This window comes from Myxococcus sp. CA040A (genome assembly GCF_013336725.1).
GTDB classification, from domain to species: Bacteria; Myxococcota; Myxococcia; order Myxococcales; family Myxococcaceae; genus Myxococcus; species Myxococcus llanfairpwllgwyngyllgogerychwyrndrobwllllantysiliogogogochensis.
Genome location: NZ_JABUMR010000007.1, coordinates 209,340 through 226,558 on the forward strand (window position 1 = coordinate 209,340; position 17,219 = coordinate 226,558).

General features: G+C 70.7%; 9 protein-coding genes. 5 read left to right on the forward strand and 4 right to left on the reverse strand.

Going from position 1 to position 17,219, the window contains the following annotated elements; translation table 11 throughout:
* Window positions 1-85: 85 nt before the first annotated feature.
* Together HUA75_RS30905 and HUA75_RS30910 are read left to right on the forward strand one after the other, a co-directional pair.
* Window positions 86-1,021, forward strand: coding sequence for an MBL fold metallo-hydrolase (locus tag HUA75_RS30905; protein WP_174488436.1), 936 nt, complete (start codon window positions 86-88; stop codon window positions 1,019-1,021).
* 31 nt (window positions 1,022-1,052) lie between these two features.
* Window positions 1,053-2,816: a M14 family zinc carboxypeptidase gene (locus HUA75_RS30910; protein ID WP_174488437.1), complete on the forward strand. Its 1,764-nt coding sequence runs from the start codon at window positions 1,053-1,055 to the stop codon at window positions 2,814-2,816.
* A gap of 200 nt (window positions 2,817-3,016) precedes the next feature.
* Here the strand turns inward: HUA75_RS30910 and cglD are convergent, their stop codons facing one another.
* The gene (gene cglD, locus HUA75_RS30915; RefSeq protein ID WP_174488643.1) at window positions 3,017-6,394 is read right to left on the reverse strand and encodes an adventurous gliding motility lipoprotein CglD; all 3,378 of its coding nucleotides are present in this window, start codon (window positions 6,392-6,394) and stop codon (window positions 3,017-3,019) included.
* A 218-nt stretch (window positions 6,395-6,612) separates the two neighbouring features.
* Between cglD and HUA75_RS30920 the strand changes: the two genes are divergently transcribed.
* On the forward strand, window positions 6,613-7,401 hold the full coding sequence (locus HUA75_RS30920) for a TIGR02266 family protein (RefSeq protein ID WP_174477335.1): 789 nt from the start codon (window positions 6,613-6,615) through the stop codon (window positions 7,399-7,401).
* A 3-nt stretch (window positions 7,402-7,404) separates the two neighbouring features.
* Window positions 7,405-8,334, forward strand: a complete 930-nt coding sequence (locus HUA75_RS30925; RefSeq protein WP_141644692.1) for a serine/threonine-protein kinase — start codon at window positions 7,405-7,407, stop codon at window positions 8,332-8,334.
* A 10-nt stretch (window positions 8,335-8,344) separates the two neighbouring features.
* On the opposite strand, the gene HUA75_RS30930 is transcribed toward HUA75_RS30925, so the two are convergent.
* Together HUA75_RS30930 and HUA75_RS30935 are read right to left on the reverse strand one after the other, a co-directional pair.
* Window positions 8,345-12,271, reverse strand: coding sequence for an AAA family ATPase (locus HUA75_RS30930; protein ID WP_174488438.1), 3,927 nt, complete (start codon window positions 12,269-12,271; stop codon window positions 8,345-8,347).
* Entirely contained in the window at window positions 12,268-13,512 is a 1,245-nt protein-coding gene (locus HUA75_RS30935; protein ID WP_174454490.1) for an exonuclease SbcCD subunit D C-terminal domain-containing protein, read from the reverse strand. Before HUA75_RS30935 ends, HUA75_RS30930 begins: the two co-directional genes overlap by 4 nt.
* Window positions 13,513-13,748: 236 nt before the next feature.
* Between HUA75_RS30935 and HUA75_RS30940 the strand changes: the two genes are divergently transcribed.
* Complete coding sequence (locus HUA75_RS30940) at window positions 13,749-14,384, forward strand: hypothetical protein (RefSeq protein WP_174488439.1); 636 nt, start codon at window positions 13,749-13,751, stop codon at window positions 14,382-14,384.
* Here the strand turns inward: HUA75_RS30940 and HUA75_RS30945 are convergent.
* Window positions 14,375-17,122, reverse strand: coding sequence for a sorbosone dehydrogenase family protein (locus HUA75_RS30945; protein ID WP_174488440.1), 2,748 nt, complete (start codon window positions 17,120-17,122; stop codon window positions 14,375-14,377). The genes HUA75_RS30940 and HUA75_RS30945 overlap by 10 nt on opposite strands.
* Between the last annotated feature and the right edge of the window lie 97 nt (window positions 17,123-17,219).

A 17,219-nucleotide genomic window follows, 5' to 3' on the forward strand; every position in this document is an offset into this window, starting at 1 on the left:
CATTCCCCTTGCGAACCGTACCGTCCCGCGAGCATGACAGACGCTCGGAGCTCCGCGCTCCGGTGTCCTTCGAGGAGCACGCATCATGGCCTTGCGTTTCAAGAACCTGGACGGCAGCGGCCCTCAGCCGTTCAGCAGCGTCTTCAAATGGGCAGTGGCCGACAAGCTCTCCGGCCGCCGCCGCAAGTCGCCCGACCATGCACCCGTCCCTCGCGTGGAGCCGGACCTCGCCCTGCTCGCCACACCGCCCGCCCCCGGCGAGGGCGCGCGCCTCACATGGCTGGGCCACGCAAGCTGGCTCGTCCAGCTCGACGGCCTGTCCCTCCTCATCGACCCCGTGCTGCGCGACGCCATCAACGTCGTCATCCGCCGCAACGTCCCGCCCGGCGTCCCCGTCGACAAGCTGCCTCCCATCGCCGCGAGCCTCGTCTCCCACAACCACTATGACCACCTGGACCTGCCCACGCTCACCGACGTGGGCGCCCCCATCGTCACCGGCCTGGGACAGTCCCCCGTGTTCAAGGGCTCCAAGCTCGCCGTCACCGAACTGGACTGGTGGCAATCCACCCAGGTGGGCCCCGTCACCGTCCACTACGTCCCCTCGCAACACTGGAGCCGACGCGGCCTCAACGACGCCAACGAGATGCTCTGGGGCGGCTTCGTCGTCGAGGGCTCCAGCGCCCGCGTCTACCACTCCGGTGACACCGCCTGGTTCGATGGCTTCCAGGAAATCGGCCGCCGCTTTCCCAAGCTCGACGCCGCCCTGCTCCCCATTGGCGCGTATGACCCGGAGTGGTTCATGAGCCGCCAGCACATGAACCCCGAAGAGGCCGTCCGCGCCTTCGAGGCACTCGGAGCCCGGGAGTTCCTCGCCATGCACTGGGGCACGTTCAAGCTCACCGACGAGCCGCTCGACGAACCGCCCCGCCGCCTGGACGCCGAGTGGAACCGCCGAGGCTGGCCGCACGAGCACGTCCACGTCCTACCGGTGGGTGGAACGCTCACCGTGCGAGGCGGTTGAAACCCACGGGAGCCTGTGTTGTGGGTTGGCCATGCTCCTCGCCACCGCCCTCTCCCTGGCGCTCGCCCAGGCTCCACCGCCTCTCACCACCGCGTCCGAGCAGAGCGGCTGGACACGCACCGGCCGCTACCCCGAGGTGGAGTCGCTCTGCCGCGCCTTCCCCAAGGCCTACCCCGGCAAGGTGCGCTGCGACACGTTCGGCACCACGCCCGAGGGCCGGCCCATGCTCGCCCTCGTCGCCAGCGCCGACGGCACGCTCACCCCCGCCGCCAACTCGAAGAAGAGCCGCCCCGTCGTCTTCTTCCAGGGCGGCATCCACGCCGGCGAAATCGACGGCAAGGACGCCGGCTTCGCGCTCTTGCGAGACATCCTCTCCGGCAAGACGCTGCCGGGTGTCCTCAAGGGTGTCACCGCCGTCTTCGTCCCCGTCTTCAACGTCGACGGCCACGAGCGCTTCGGCCGCAACAACCGCCCCAACCAGGTGGGCCCCGAGGAGATGGGCTGGCGCGTCACCTCGCAGAACCTCAACCTCAACCGCGACTACGCCAAGGCGGAGAGCCCGGAGATGGTGGCCCTGCTGCGCTACCTCCACTCCTGGGACGCGCTCGTCTACGCGGACCTGCACGTCACCGACGGCGCCAAGTTCGAGCCCGACGTCGCCGTCGGCATCGAGCCGCAGAAGTCCGGCCCGGAGAGCCTGCGCCCCCTCGGCGTGAAGCTGCGCCAGGAGCTGTTCCAGGAGCTGGAGACGCAAGGCCACCAGCCCCTGGAGTTCTACCCCTCGTTCCTCCAGGACGATGACCCGACGTCCGGCTTCGCCTACGGCGTGCCGCCTCCGCGCTTCAGCCACGCCTACGCCGCCGCGTACCACCGGTTCGGCGTGCTCGTGGAGACGCACTCGTGGAAGCCCTATGCCGAGCGCGTGAAGGCCACGCGCGACGTCGTCGCGGGCCTCCTGCGCCTCGTCGCCCGCGATGGCGCCGGGATGATGAGCGCCGTGAAGGCGGCCGACGCGGAGGCCCAGTCCGGCAAGGTGCGCGACGTCGTCGTCGCGTGGAAGAACACGCCGGAGAGCCACCCCATCGCCTTCCGGGGCTACGCCTATGAGCGCGGCGCCTCCGACGTCTCCGGGCAGACGTGGATTCGCTACGACGACTCCAAGCCACAGGTGTGGACCGTGCCGTACTTCGACAAGGTGGAGCCCGCCCTCACCGTCTCCATCCCTTCTGGCGGGTACCTGGTGCCGCCGTCCCATGCCGCCTGGGTGGCCCAGAAGCTCACCACCCACGGCCTGCGCTTCCAGCGCCTGTCCCGCCCGACACCCGCCACCGACGTGGAGGTGTTCCGCGCCACCGAGGCGAAGTGGAGTCCCCAGTCCAACGAGGGCCGTCAGACGCTGTCGGTGAAGGGCGCGTGGGAGAAGCAGACCCAGTCACTTCCCGCCGGCGCGCTGTACGTCCCCACCGCGCAGCCGGGTGTGGAGATGGTGGCCCACCTGCTGGAGCCGTCCGCGCCGGACTCGCTCCTGGCGTGGGGCTTCTTCAACGCCCACTTCGAGCAGAAGGAATACATCGAGGACTACGTGCTGGAGCCCTTCGCGAGGGAGCTGCTCGCCAGGGACGCCACCGTGAAGGCCGCGTGGGACGCGAAGCTCAAGGACCCCGCCTTCGCCAAGGACCCGCGCGCGCGCCTGCGGTTCTTCTACGAGCGCCACCCCGCTCGCGACACCCAGCACCGCGTCTACCCCATCCTCCGCACGGCCACCGCGCCCACGGGCCTCACCGCGGGCCGGTAGCGCGTCACCGCTGAGCCCCCAGAAACACGAAGGCCCCGGAGGCACGTCGCCACCGGGGCCTTCTTCATGTCCTGAGCCGGCTCCCAGACACCCGCCGACGTTTCGTCACCAGGCCCCTGGCTTCCTCGGACCCGGACCGCTTCCGAGGAAGCACTCCGCCACGCCGGCCCTCGAGTGAAGGCCGGCGCTTCACGTCACCGTCAGCCGATGACGCCTTCGCAGGCGCAGGTGCTCGGGTTGCACGCCGTGTTCGACGGGCAGCCACCGCAGTCCGCCTTGCAAGCGCAGGAGCACGAGGCCGCGTCCGGCTGCGTCGTGGAGCCGCAGCTCAGCGACGAGGTGTCACACGCGCAGGCGCACACGCTCGGGTCGAACTTGTAGCCCGCCGCGCACGTGGCCGTCTGGACGCACGAGCACGCGCAGGTCGCCGAGTTGCACGACTCATACGTGCCGCATGTGCCACCGCAATCCGAAGCGCACGTGTAGGCGCACACCGCCGGGTCCGTGTTGCAGACCTGGCCCGGAGCGCCGACACCACCGCAGTCCGACGGGCACTCGCACTTGTCCGTGGTGCGGTTGCAGGAGAGCTTGCCGTCGCAGTAGTCCGCCTCCGTCGCGTCGTAATACGGGTCCGTCTTGCAAGGAGGCGGCACGCCGTTGGCGTTCGTCGTCCGGTCGCTCCAGTAGCGGTAGGACACCGCCGCCTGCGTGTTGTCCGCCTGCGGCCGGCAGCCGCCGAAGAACGACAGCGTGCGGTTGATGCCATCCACGTCGAAGCCGTTGGTGCGGCTGCGCGGCAGGTCCGACGCCGTGGGGCACGACACCGCGTCCGCCACCGTCGCCACCGACACCTTCACCGACGCGCCGATGGGCGGCTGCTGCGTGCGGTAGCCCACCGACGCGATGACGCTGTCGATGATGCCGTTGATGGTCGTGGTGATGGAGGTGGAGTTGCGGATGCTGCCCACCACGCCGCCCGTCGCCTGGATGATGTCCAGGTGCTTCGGGTCGCGGGGGTCTTCCTGGTTGTGACACCACGTCGCCGTGTTGCTGGTGGCGAACTCCGGCGGGCAGATGATGCCGTGGACCTGGATGACCTGGTTCAGCGGGTTCTTCGTCGCGGGCGTGTTGCCGGTGCTCTTGAAGTACTGCTCGAAGGTCTGGATGGAGTCCGCCGAGTAGTCATGCGTGTCCGTGAGGATGACGACCACCACCTTGGCGCCGTCGCGGATGCGCGAGTCCGAGGACGTGCCATTCGGCACGAGCGTGGTGTTGATGGCCGCTCGCACCGCTTCCATGGGCTTCTCGTCACCCCAGCCGCTCAAACCCACCCAGCACGACTGGTTGTTCGTACAGGTGGTGGGCGTCGTCCCCGCGGGGATGGTGACGGTGTTGCACTGGCCGCTGGCGCAGGTGCTGTTCTGCGTCAGCCACGCACGGAACTGGTTGATGTTCCGCGTGAAGCCACGCACCACGTTGCGGTTGGCGTGGTTGGTGTTGGTGGAGGTGTAGCTCGTGGTCACCATCGCCACACGCCAGTCCAGCGTGGAGTTGCCCAGCTTGTTCGCCACGGCCGTGGCCGCGTCCGCCAGCGACTGCTGCGAGCTGGCCATGGAGCCGCTGTCGTCCACCACGAAGATGAAGTCCACCACCGCCTGGCGCGAGGTGAACAGCTCACACTGCACCGCGTCCGCGTCACCAAACTGCGCCAGCGCCGAGCCGCCCGCCGTGTCCGCCAGCGAGAAGAGGCTGCCCGCCTCGTTGTAGCGGGACGTGGGGGTGATGGCGATGACCACCAGCACGCTGTCGTTGGAGCGGTGGACGTACTGCGCCTGGATGGTGAACGGACCGGTGATTCCCGCCGAACCCGCGAGCGAACCGGCGCTGCTGGGCACCAGCGACCGCACCAGCGAGTTGGTGCGAGCCTTCAGGTCTTCGCCGCCCGCAAGCGAGTAGCGAGCCGCGAGCGCGGCGTAGCCGTCCCAGGTGTTGAAGGTCTGCGCGTAGTCACTCGTCGCGGTGTTGAACGAGGCACCGCGGATGCCCGCCTCGTCGCCCGCGGGGGTGATGGAGCCGCCCACCGCGCCACGCTTGTACGCAATCAGCGTCACCTGCTTCGTGTCGTCCCAGCCGATGACGCCCACCGTGGCGCCAGCCACCGTGATGTTGGTGATGTTCGCGTCCTTGAAGGTGGCAGGCAGCGCGAGCCGCACGTCCGCGCCGTTGTCCTCCTTGAACGTGACGGGCCGCAGGTTGTTCGCGCGGCAGGCCTGGCCCGCCGGCGTGTTGGGCGCGCCGTCCGCCGGGTTCTTCGGGTCCAGCTCGTTCGCGTCCACCTGGCCGTTCTGGTTCGCGTCCTCCGCGCCGTCCGCGATGCCGTCACCGTCCGAGTCCGCCGTCGTGGGGCTCGTGGTGCTGCTCGGGTGCGCGTCGCCCGCGTAGCCGCAGTCCTTGCGCGGCGCCGCGGCGGTCGTCACACCGCGCTCCAGGCCGTCGCGCAGGCCGTCGCCGTCCGTGTCCGGGTTGGTGGGGTCCGTCTCGTTGGCGTCCACCTTGCCGTTGCCGTTGCCGTCCTCACCCAGGAAGCCATCGCGGCCCGCGCCGTCCTGCAGACCGTCACAGTCGGTGTCCGTCAAGCGCGGGTCCGACTCGTTCGCCTCCACCTTGCCGTTCTTGTTCTCGTCCTCGACGCCATCGTCGAGGCCGTCACCGTCCGTGTCCGCCTTGTCCTTGTTCGTGCCGGTGGCCACTTCCACCGCGTCCGGGATGCCGTCGAAGTCCGCGTCGGGGATGGAGGCGGCGCAGTCAGCCACCTTCGGGTCCGTCTCGCCGCTGTCCCGCACGCCGTTGCGGTTGCGGTCCTCCTCGCCGTCGCTGCACGAGTCGCCGTCCGTGTCCGGCTTGAGCGGGTCCGTGCCCATGGTCCGCTCCTGACCATCCGACAGGCCGTCGCCATCCGTGTCGCGCTTGCGCGGGTCCGTCTCGCCGGGGCTCACCGTGCCGCTGTGGTTGACGTCCTCTTCGCCGTCCTTCAGCCCGTCACCATCCGAGTCGAGGGCGTTGGGGTCCGTCTCACCCGGGTCCCTCGCGCCGTTGCGGTTGGTGTCCTCCAGGCCGTCGGGGATGCCGTCGCCGTCCGTGTCCGCCTTCACCGGCGAGGTGCGCGAGTCCGGGTCCAGGTCCGCGCGGAACGAACAGGTGGTGTTGATGCTCGAGGTGCGGCCCACTTCGACGCCGTCACGAATGCCGTCGCCGTCGGTGTCACGCCGACCCGGGTCCGTCTTCAACCCGCCGGCATAGACATTGGCGAACTCTTCCGCGTCCGTGAGGCCGTCGCAGTCGGAGTCCTTGGTGGGGTTCTTGCTGTCGTCGACATCCGTGGGCACCGGACCTGGATCCGGGTCCGGGTCAGGCTCGACGCCCGCATCCTCCGGGGGCGGTGTTCCACTGTCTGGGGTCGTACCCGCATCTTCATTGCCGGGCGGAGTGGGGTCTTCGGGGTCCGACCCGCCGCAGCCAGCCAGCAACGAAGCTGACACGAGCACGCAGGCGATGAGCCGGGTGAAGGACGTACGCATCATTCGACTCCATTTCCCTGACTCCGGGGGGGTTGGGATGAGTCAGGGGGAACCTGAAGTCTATGAAGACCTGCGCCTTTTGGTCAGTGACTATTCCCCTCGGTACGAGTTCTTCGTCGCTCTTCGTATGCTCTCTGTCCAACCTCATGGACGGATTGCGGCATGACTGTTGGCGAACACTGTTCGCGGGGTGGGAAGCGTCGGTTATCGTCTCTTTCGTGCCTGTCTTCGGTCTCGCGGCATTGTGGAATAGAGGGGCTTCACCAGAACGCGCCGCGGCGGTGGTGGAGGGGCTTGGCGAACTGCTGCCCTCCGCGCAATCGATGCAGCTCGTCGTCTCCGTGCAGGCCGAGCAGGCCGGTATCGAGCTCAAGGTGGAGGCCCCGGGCTATCCGCGTGCCGCGGTGGAGCGGCTCGCCGACGAGGTGAAGCGCAGCGGCGGCACCTTCGTGGAGCTGTGGCGTCTGCCCAAGCCGGAGCGCGACGCGCTTCGCAACAGCATCTTCGCGGGAGGAAAGGCCTACGGGGGCGAGGAGCGCACCGCCGCGGCACGGGCGCTGGAGCAGCACGTGAGCGCGCTGGCCTCGCGACCCGCGGCTCCTGCTCCCTCGGCGCCACCGAGTCCCACCGCCGTGCCCACGTCGGAGGATGATCCACGCCGCGTGCCCTCCGCGCCAACGGGCGGTCCCCAGCGCCGGGGGCGCCGGTTCGCGGTGCGGCTGGAGCTGGAGTTCCGCACCGAGCTGGACTTCGTGCGGGAGCACGCGCTGAACATCTCCAACGGCGGCCTCTTCGTGCGCACCGCGCACCGGCCTCCGCCCGACAGCGTCGTCACCGTGGACGTGAAGCTGCCCAACGGGGAGCATCTGCAGGGCGAGGCGGTGGTGGTGCACGTGTTGGATGACCCTTACAGCGGCGGCGTGGGGCTTGCGTTCCTCAGTGACGACGTCACCTTCTCCCGGACGCTCGACGGCTACCTGGCGAGCCTGGTGGGTGGGGTGAGCTGAGTCATGGACGTGGTGGAGGAGACCTGGCCGAGGGACTGTGGCCGCTTCGAGTTGCTGTCCCGCCTGGGACGCGGCGGCATGGCGGAGGTGTTCCTCGCGCGCGTGAAGCACGGCGCGAGGGCCGGAGAGCACGTGGCGCTCAAGCGCGTGCGCCCCGAGCGCGCGCACGACGACGAGGCGCACGAGCAGCTCCTGCATGAAGCGGAGCTGGCCCGGTGTCTGCGGCATCCGCACATCGTCGGCTTCGTCGAGTATGGAGAGCTGCCCGACGGGGGCTACCTCGCGCTGGAGCTGGTGGAGGGGCCGGACCTGGGGCGCGTGCTGGCACAGTGCCGACGGCGGCGCATCGAGCTGCCCATCGACATCTCCGTGCTCATCGTCCGGCAGGTGCTGGAGGCCCTCGCGCACGCGCACCAGGCCACGAGCACCACGGGCCGTCCGCTGGGTGTCGTGCACTGCGACGTGTCCCCGCACAACGTGCTGCTGTCGCGAACTGGAGAGGTGAAGCTGGCGGACTTCGGCGTGGCTCGCTCACGGGCGGGCATGGCGCTCGACGCGCGACGCCTGGGCAAGCAGCACTACCGCTCGCCGGAGCTGCTGGCGGGCGAGGTGTCCGTGGCGGTGGACCTGTGGGCCACCGCGGTGCTGCTGTACGAGCTGCTGTCGTTGGAGTCGCCCTTCCCCTCCGGCCCCGGTGAGGAGGTGGAGTCCGCCATCCGGGGGGGCCGGGTGAAGCCCGTGCGGATGCAGGTGCCAGAGGTGTCGGACGCGCTCGCGCTGGTGCTGGACCGCGCGCTGGCGCCTCACCCCTCGCAGCGCTTCGGCTCCGCGGAGCAGTTCGCGCGGGCCCTCGCGGCCCTCTCCGATGACCGCGTGGCCACGCCGCTGGCCGTGGCCGCCGTGGTGCGCGGGCTGATGGGCACGGGCGTGTGAGGCCTGGACCTCACGCGAGTTGCTGAACCGCGACGTACGGCAGGCCCAGGTCGCCCTCCACCACCAGCCGGCTGCGGCCTCCTCCCTGCTTCACCACGCGCACCTGCACACCGATGCGCTCGGCGAGCCCCGAGACGTGGGAGATGATGCCCACCTGCCGCCCCGTGGCCTGGAGTGCGTCCAGCGTCGCCAGCGCCACCTCCAGCGTCTCCGGGTCCAACGTCCCGAAGCCCTCGTCGATGAAGAGCGTCTCCACCTGCGTCGTCTCCGACGACAGCGAGGCCAACCCCAACGCGAGCGCCAGCGACACCAGGAAGCTCTCGCCACCCGACAGGCTGGCCACGCCACGCACCTCGTCCCCCATGTCCCCGTCGACCACCTGGAGGTCCAGGTCATGCCCGGGCACGCGCATCAGGCGGTAGCGCCGCGCCAGCTCCTGCAAGTGCGCGTTGGCGTGCAGCAACAACGCGTCCAGCGTGAGGCTCTGGGCAAAGACCTTGAAGCGCTTGCCGTCATGCGAGCCGATGAGGTCACCCAGCGCCTTCCACACCTCGCCCGCGCGCCTGCGCTCCGCCAGTGCCTGGGCCTCGCTGCCGTGACGGGCCCGGGCCGCGTCGTCCGCCTCCAGCTTCGCGCGCAGCATCGCCTCGGCTCGGCGCCGCACCTCCACGTCCCCTCGCAGGTTCTCGCGTGCAGTGGTCGCCTCCTCCTCCGACAAGCGGGGCGGTCCGCTCGACTCGTGGCCCGTGCGCCGCTCACGTCGCTCGTCGCGCACCGCACGCGCCTGGGCCTGGGCCTCGCGCAGCACGGCCAGCGCTCGAGCCTCCGCCTCGCACCACGCGGCGTCGTTCGCCAGCAGCGCCTTCACCACGTCCAGCGACACACCCTGGGCCGCCAGCCGTTGCTCCAGCTCCTTCCGCGCCGACTCGCGGGACTCCCGCGCACGGGTGAGGTCGCGTGCCGCATCCTCCGCGCGGGCCAGCGCCACCCCTTCGGCTTGTCGTGCCGCTTCGGCTGACATGCGGGCCTTTTCGTAGGCCGCCAGCGCCGACTCCAGCTTCGCGCGCAGCTCCGCGCGGACCTCCTCCGTGGGGCGGCCCTCCAGCAGCGCGGCGCGGGCCCGCACCGCTGCGTCCCGAGCCTGGCCCTTGAGCGTCGCCTGAGCGGCGTCCTCCTCGGCACGGCGAGCGCTCACCTCCAGCAAGCCCTGCGCGTGAGCGCGGTGTCGCTGTTCCTCGTCCTCGCGACCCTTCGCCTTCTGGACGATGTCCTCGCGCTCCTTCCACATGGAGACGCGCTTGCCGCACTTCTGTCGGAAGTCCGCCGGAGCGGCCTCCAGCTTGGCCTCCCATCCCGCGTCCGCGGCGAAGATGGGGGACACGTCCGCCAGGACCTGTCGCACCGTCGCGTCCGCCGCTTCCACCCGGGCCAGCCCCTCCTTCAGCGCGCCCTCCACTCGCGTGAAGGACTCTTCCGCGCGCCGGAGCGCATCGGCCGCCACCTCACGTCGGGTGCGCTGCGCCTCCAGCGCCGCTCGCGCCTCGCGCGCCGTCCGGGCCAGTCCCTCCGCCGCCTCTTCCTCGGACTTCAGCGCGGACAGCCGTGCCTGGACCTCGGCGACCATTGCCTCCAGCCAGACGCTCGCCTCCGGGCCCGAGCCCTCTTCGGGAGCAGACGCGGCGTCACGCGCGCTGGCGACTCCCGGGGCTGATGTGGCGTCACGAACTCCCGCACCCTCTTCGCCACCCGGCGACTCGGAGTCATGGGCCCCGACAACACCCTTTCGCGCACTCAGTCCCGGTCCACCTCCCGAAGACGCCGAGCCCTGAGTCCGCACCCGCCGCCACTGCTCGCGGCCCCGCGCCCACGCGTCACGGTGCTCTCCACAGCGGGCCGCCGCGCCCTCTCGCCGCGACTCCGCCTGGGTGACTCGCGCTCGCGCCGCCGCCTGCCTCGCGCTCGCGTCCACTTCTTCGCGAGAGCACTCATTCCGCTCGGACTCCAGCGTCTCCACCCGCGCGGCGGACTCCGCCACCAACCCCGCCAGGGCCGGCACCTCATGCCGATACGGATGCTCCGTGGCACCACACAGCGGGCACGCCTCGCCCTCGCGAAGCAGCGCCCGCTGCGCCGCATGCCCCTGTGTCGCCTCCGCCACGGACAGCGCACGGCGCGCTTCCTTCAGCGCCGCTTCACGCTCCAACCGACGCACCGCCGAGTCCCGCACCGCGACCGACGCGGACTCCGATTCCTCCCGCGCCGTCGCCGCTTCACGCGCGGCCTCTCGCGCCTCGACCTCTCCCGAACACAGGCCCTGCCGGGCCAGCTCCAGTGCGCGCAGCATCTCCTGCCTCGCGAGCAGTGACTCCCGCAGCACCCGCCGCTCCACGCCCGTCCCCTCCCCCAGCGAGGTCTCCGCATGCGTCGCCGCCGCCTGCGCCCGCGCCTCGGCCTCTGCCGCCGAGTCCCGCTCCTGACGCCTCAGACGCTCCGCGTCCTTCAGCAAATCCACGTCCCCGCGCAGCTTCTCCACGGCCACCCGCGCCGTCTTCCCCTCACCCAGCGCCACCTCGTAGCGCTCCAGTTCGCGCTGCCAGCGAGGCCACTCCCTCGCGAGCGCCTCCCAGTGGGCCTTCTCCAACAACCAGACCCGAGCCCCCTCTCCCGCCACCCGCGCGGCCTCCTCGCGGACCACGACTTCCTCGAGCACCGCCCGAGCCTTCGCCGCTTCGTCCTCCGACACCCGCGCCCGCGCCCGCGCTTCCTCCGCGTCACGCGCGGCCGCCACGCTCCGCGCATCCAGCTCCGCCGCGGCCTCCAGCGCCGGCGCCGCGACCTCTTGCGCCGACCGCGCCTCCTGCCTCCCCTCCTCCGCCACCCGCAACGCCCCCAGCAGTTGAGCCGCCCGAGCCTTCGCCTCCTCCACCTCCGCGCCACGGACCCGACCCGTGGCGTCTGCTTCCTCGCACCGACGCTCCGCCCCCTCCGCCGCCGTCACCGCCCCTCGGAACGACTCCGCCGCGCGGACCTCCTCCAGCTTCTTCGCCCGAGGCGCCGCCGCCGCCAGTGCCTCCGCCGCGCGCGACTCCTTCTCCTCCGCGTCTCGCTGCGCCCCCACCAGCGCCGATAGCTCCGCGTGCCACGCCGCCGCGCCCTCCGCCTCCCCCAGCCGCGCCTCCACGCCCTTGCGCGCCTCGGCCTCCTCGACGAGCCGCCCCTCCGCCGCGCCGCGCTCCCCGGCCTCCATGAGCGAAATCGCCGCCAGCCCGAGCTCCCGGCGCGCCAGCTCCTCCTGCTCGCCCTTGTTCTTCTCGTGGGCGGCCATGGACAGCCGGCTGTACACCTCCGTGCCGGTCATCCGCTCCAGCAGCTCCGCGCGCTCGCTCGCATCCGCCTTCAAGAAGGCCGCGAACTCCCCCTGCGCCAGCAACGCCGAGCGGCGGAACTGGTCGAACGACAACCCCAGCCGCTCCTGGATGGCCGCCAGCACCTCGCCCTTGGTGCGGCCGAACTGCTGTCCCGTGGCCACCTCCGTGAGCGTCATCTCCTGGGGCCGGAAGCGCCCCTCCGCGCGACTGCGCGCCCGCCACACCGACCAGCGGGCCCGGTAGCGCTTCCCATCCTTCCCCTGGAAGTCCACCTCCGCAAAGCCCTCGCCCGCGCCTCGCCGCAGCATGCCGCGCACGTCATACGCGGACAGCCGCGCCTCCTCCTCCTCGTCCGCGCGCCCCACCGGGACACCACCCCGCCCGCCCAACCTCGGCGTCCGGTCGAACAGCGCCAGGCACAGCGCGTCCAGCAGCGTGCTCTTGCCCGCGCCCGTCGCGCCCGTAATCGCGAACAGCCCCAGCCTGTCGAGCGGCGGCCGGTCCAGCTCCAGCGCGAACGTCCCCGCGAAGCTCGTCAGGTTGTTGCCCCGGATGCAGAGGACCTTCATGACGCGTCCTCCTGCACCTGGGTCAGCAGCGTGTGGAATGCCTCCAGCAACACCTCCGAGGGCGGCTCCTCGTAGTCACGCGCATACCTCGCCCGGAAGACGTCCTCGGGCGTGCGCTCACGCAGCGACAGCCCCGGCTGGACCTCCGCCAGCGCGCCGCCCGTGCCTGTGTACGCGGGCGTCAGCTTCACCAGCCGCGCCGCGCGCCCCTCCAGCGCCTTCTCTACCTTCTGCCGCAGCGACGGCTCCGGTCGGGGCAGCGACACACAAACCTCCAGGTAGGGACGCCGCCACTCCACCGCGTCCTCCTCCAGCGCCGGCAACGCCTCCAGCAACGCCAGCACCTCCTCCAGCGTCGCGGCGTCCCGCGCCGGCACGCGCACCATCTCCGCGCGACGCGGCACGGGCAGGGACTGCACGGCCTCCAGCGCGTCCCCCTTCAAATCCACCAACAACACCTGGTGCCGATATCCCGCCTCCGACAGCGACAGCGGCAGGGGCGAGCCGCTGTAGCGCACGCCCTCGCGCCCACCCACGCGCTGCGCCTTGTGCAGGTGCCCCAGCGCCGCGTACGCGACATCGTCCGAGAACAGCTCCACGGGCAGCGCGTGCTGGTTGCCGCCCAGAATCTTCCGCTCGCTGAGCACCGAGAGCTCCGAGCCCGTCATGTAGCAATGGCCCATGGCCACCAGCGCCTGACCCGGCTGACGTCGGTGCCGCGCGGCGTCCAGCACCTCCGAGTACACCGCGCGAACCCCCTCCACCAACCGGTCCCCCGCCTCCTCCCGCACCGGCGGCAGGTCCGCGGGCCGCAGGTAGGGCACCGCCGCCACCCACGCGCCCACGTGTCCCTTCGCGTCGTGCACCGGCACCAGCAGTCGCTCCAACTCCAGCGAGCCCCCCGCACGTGGCAGCCCGCCCACCACCTTCACGCCCAGCGCCGCGAACAACGGGTCCGGCGCATCCAGCCGCGCGGCGGAGTCGTGGTTGCCACCGATGACGACCACGTCCAGCCGGGGCAGCCGCCGCCGGGCCTTGGCGACGAACTGGTACCAGGCCGCCTGCGCCTCCGCGCTGGGGTTGGAGGTGTCGAAGATGTCGCCGGCCACCAGCAGCGCGTCCACCGCCTGGGCCTCCAGCGTGTCCAGCAGCCACTCCAGGAACGCGCCGTGCTCCGCCTCCCGCGAGACGTCGTACAGCGTGTGTCCCAGGTGCCAGTCCGACGTGTGCAGCAAGCGCATCCCGCGTTCACCCTCCCTCACCCCACGGCACTCAGGCCGCCCGGCAGCCTCCTCCGGGGAAGCCGCCTGCTCCAAGCGCCGGGCGCCTGCTCCCTTACACGCTCCCTCTGACATGCGGGCAAGCCCCTGGAATTTCGCGCCTTTGCGACCCCACCCGGCCCCACGCGTCCTGGGGGCGCGGTGAACCCGACAGGGAGACTGGCCGAGCCCGTCCTCTCGGGGGGATGCTTTCCCGCATGGAATCCACGTTCGTCCCATGGCTCGCGCTCCTGGGCATGGTGCTCTTCGTCGTGCTCGTGCTCGCCCTCGCCGCCAGGGACAAGCGTCGGCAGCGCAAGGCGTGGCTCGTCTTCGCGACGCGGAGAGGCTGGAGCTTCACCCAGTCCAAGGACTTCATGGAAGTGCAGGGGCTCCACCAGGACCGGCAGCTCTCCCTGCTCACCGAGGTCCGCGGCCAGAACCAGGGCTCGTACCACGTGATGGTGCTGCGCCTGGACGTGAGCGACGTGGTGCCCCAGGAGCTGCACCTGGAAACCGAGGGGCTGGGCGACAAGTTCCTGAAGCTGTTCAGCGTGCGCGACGAGGAACTGGGTGACGTGGCGCTGGATTCGGCGCTCAACCTGAAGGGCCTGTCGCCGGAATCGCACGCCCTGCTCACGACGCCCCAGGTGGGCGAGCATCTGCTGCGCGCCCACCGTCACTACCAGCGCTTCTCCATCGTCGCGGGACTGCTGGAGGCGGAGCACCGGGGCGTCCCCGCATCCACCTCGGCGCTGGAGACCCACATCGCTCCGGCGCTCGCCCTGGCCGACACCCTGATTCAGGCCGCCAGGCGAGCACCGGTGCTCAAGGCACGCAGCCGTCAGGCCTGACGGCGACGTCGGCGCGACATCGCCAGCGCGGCCAGGGCCACCCACGCGAGCGAGCCCACCGGGGCGGCGCCACAGCCGCAGCCGTCATCCTCCCCCGGCGACTGAGGGCTGGGGCCAGCGTCGGGCTGCGAACCCGCATCAGGTGACACGCCAGCGTCCGGCTCCGAGCCGGCATCCGGAGGCCCCTGCGGCACCAGCGTGCAGTCACCGTCACCGGCGCACACCTTCACCTCGACCTCGTGCCGCTTCCCCGAGGTGTCCACCACCGCGAACTTCACCAGGTGGCCACCGGGCGCCAGGTCCGTCGTGTCCCAGCGGTTGTGCTCGCCGCCGAAGTGGAAGTGATTGTCCGTGCGCTCGTCGGCGTAGCGCCGCACTCCGTCGACGAAGAACTCCGCGCGCGTGCAGCCGTAGTCGTCGATGCAGTCGCCGTAGAACTCCGAGAACGCACCGGACACGCGCTCCTCCGCCGTGGGACGGGTGAGGACCGCGCGGGGCGCCTCGTCCTCCTTCACGGTGATGGAGAAGGTCTGCGTCGCATCCGGGGACACGGTGTTGGCCACGCGCACCTCGACGGGCACCGTCATGGCCGTGGTGGGCGTCCAGGAGATGAGGCCCGTGGCCGCGTCGATGGACATCCCCGGCGGCGAGGTGGTGAGCGTGTACGTGGGCACCGGCCTCGCGCGCGCCTCCACATCGTAGCGATACGGGTTGCCCACCACCGCGGTGAGGGGAGCCGTGGAGGTGATGACGGGCGCCAGCGGCTCGTCATCCGCCTCGGTCACCGTCACGGCGCGCGAATCCAGGCCCGTCGCCGACACGGTGAAGGTGGCGACGCCATCCGCGTTGTCGGCGTCCGAGGCGGCGCTCAGCGTGACGGTCTGCGGCGTGCTCCAGTTGGTCGTCGTGAAGGTGAGCGCGGCCCCGGACTGCACGGTGAGGTCCGTGTCGCCCGCGGTCCGAGCCACCGTGACGCTCACGTTGCTCGCGGGCGCGCGGTTCATCGACACGTCGAACGTCGCCGTCCCGCCCTCGTTGATGCTCACGTTGCTGGACGAGAGCACGAACTGCGCGGAGTTGTCCTCGATGGTGGTCGCGAGCACGGACTCGGAGGTCAGCCCGCTGGACGCCACGGTGAAGGTGGCCGTGTCCACGACCGCGTCCGCGTCCTCCAGCGCCTCAATCGTCACGACGCGCGGAACGCTCCAGTTCCCCGGCGTGAAGGTGAAGGTGGAGACACCTGACAGGCGCAGGTCGGTGCTGCCGCCCGCCGCCCTGAAGGCATCCACCACGACAGAGGCCGTGGGAGCCTCCGCCAGCCGCACGGTGAAGGTGGCCCGGCCGCCCTCCACGACGCGCGGGTAGAGTCCGGTCACCACCAGGCGCTGTCCGGGAGCGTTGGGCACGATGCGGCGCAGACGCCCGTTGGTGACACCGATGGTGTACAGCGCGCCGTCGGGTCCCACCGTCGCGTCGACATACGAGCTGAACTCCGTCCCCCACAGGTCCACCGTCGCCACGGTGTTGTCCTGCGCCAGCGTGGCGCGCGCGAACTTGCCGGAGACATAGTCACCGAAGAAGTAGTTGCCGCGGTACTCGGCCGGGAAGAGCGTGGAGTCGTAGAAGACGCCGCCGTTCAGGCAGGCCCCCAGGGCCTGGGTCTTCGCGGTGCCACCGCCGCTGCCGACATCGGGCAAGCCCGTCTGCGTCAGCGTGAAGGTCGTCGCGCTGGGGACGCTGGCGACGTAGAAGTCCCCGTTGAATGAGGCATCCGACACGCCCTCGATGGTGAGCTTCTCGCCCTTGCGGAAGCCGTGGATGCCGGTGGTGGTGAAGGTGGCGATACCGCCCGCGCGCGCGGCGCCCGTCGCGGTGAGGGTGCGCGTGTCGATGTTGTTGGTGCGGTACTTGATGACGGGGGTGATGTAGTCGTTGCCGGCCGGCTGGTTGTTCTCATAGTCGTTGTAGCCCGCGTGGTTGCGCCGGTTCACCACGAAGGTCTGCTCGTAGCCGTCGCCCACCACGTTGACCCAGAGCAGGCCGGTGCTCGGCTGGAAGGTCAGCGTGAACGGATTGCGGACGCCTCGGGCCCAGATGTACTCGTTGTTCGGCCCCACGCCGTCGTTGAACGGGTTGTCGTTGGCGGGCGTGCCGTCGCGGTTGGCCCGGCTCACCTTCGCCGCCATCGACGTCAGGTCCGCATCCACACCCGTGCCGTTGCCCAGGTCGCCCACGGCGAAGTACAGCTTGCCGTCCGGCCCGAAGCCGATGCCACCGCCGTCGTGATTCTCTCCGCGAGTGGGCAGCCGCGAGACAATCACCGTGCGCGCCGTGCCCGTGCCGTTGGAGTCCGTGTAGCGGACAATCTGCTGCTCCGACGCGGAGACGGTGACGAAGATGTAGACGTAGCGGTTGACGGTGAAGTTCGGGTCGAACGCGATGCCGATGACGCCGCACTCGCTGTTGGTGTGGACGACCGGCTCCGTCGCGAACAGGCTCGTCACCAGCGCGGTGCCGCCTGGCGTCGTCGTCTGCGGCAGGCCGTTCTCCGTCGAGACCACCCGGATGGGCCCCGACTTGATGGTGATGAACAGGCGCCCCGAGCCATCAGGGGCCCACGCCATGCCCGTGGCCTGATTCAGGGTGCTCGACTGGAAGACGGTCTCGGTGAAGCCGGTGGGTACGGCGGCCCAGACTGGCGCTGCGAGCAATAGAAGCAGAATCAAGAGTTGGCGCATGGCCCGGAAGATACAGCACCGGGCACGCGCACCCCGTCCGTCAACTGAACCGAATGCGTCGTGCGAGTTCGCACGCTCACCGATTTCTTTCAGCGAG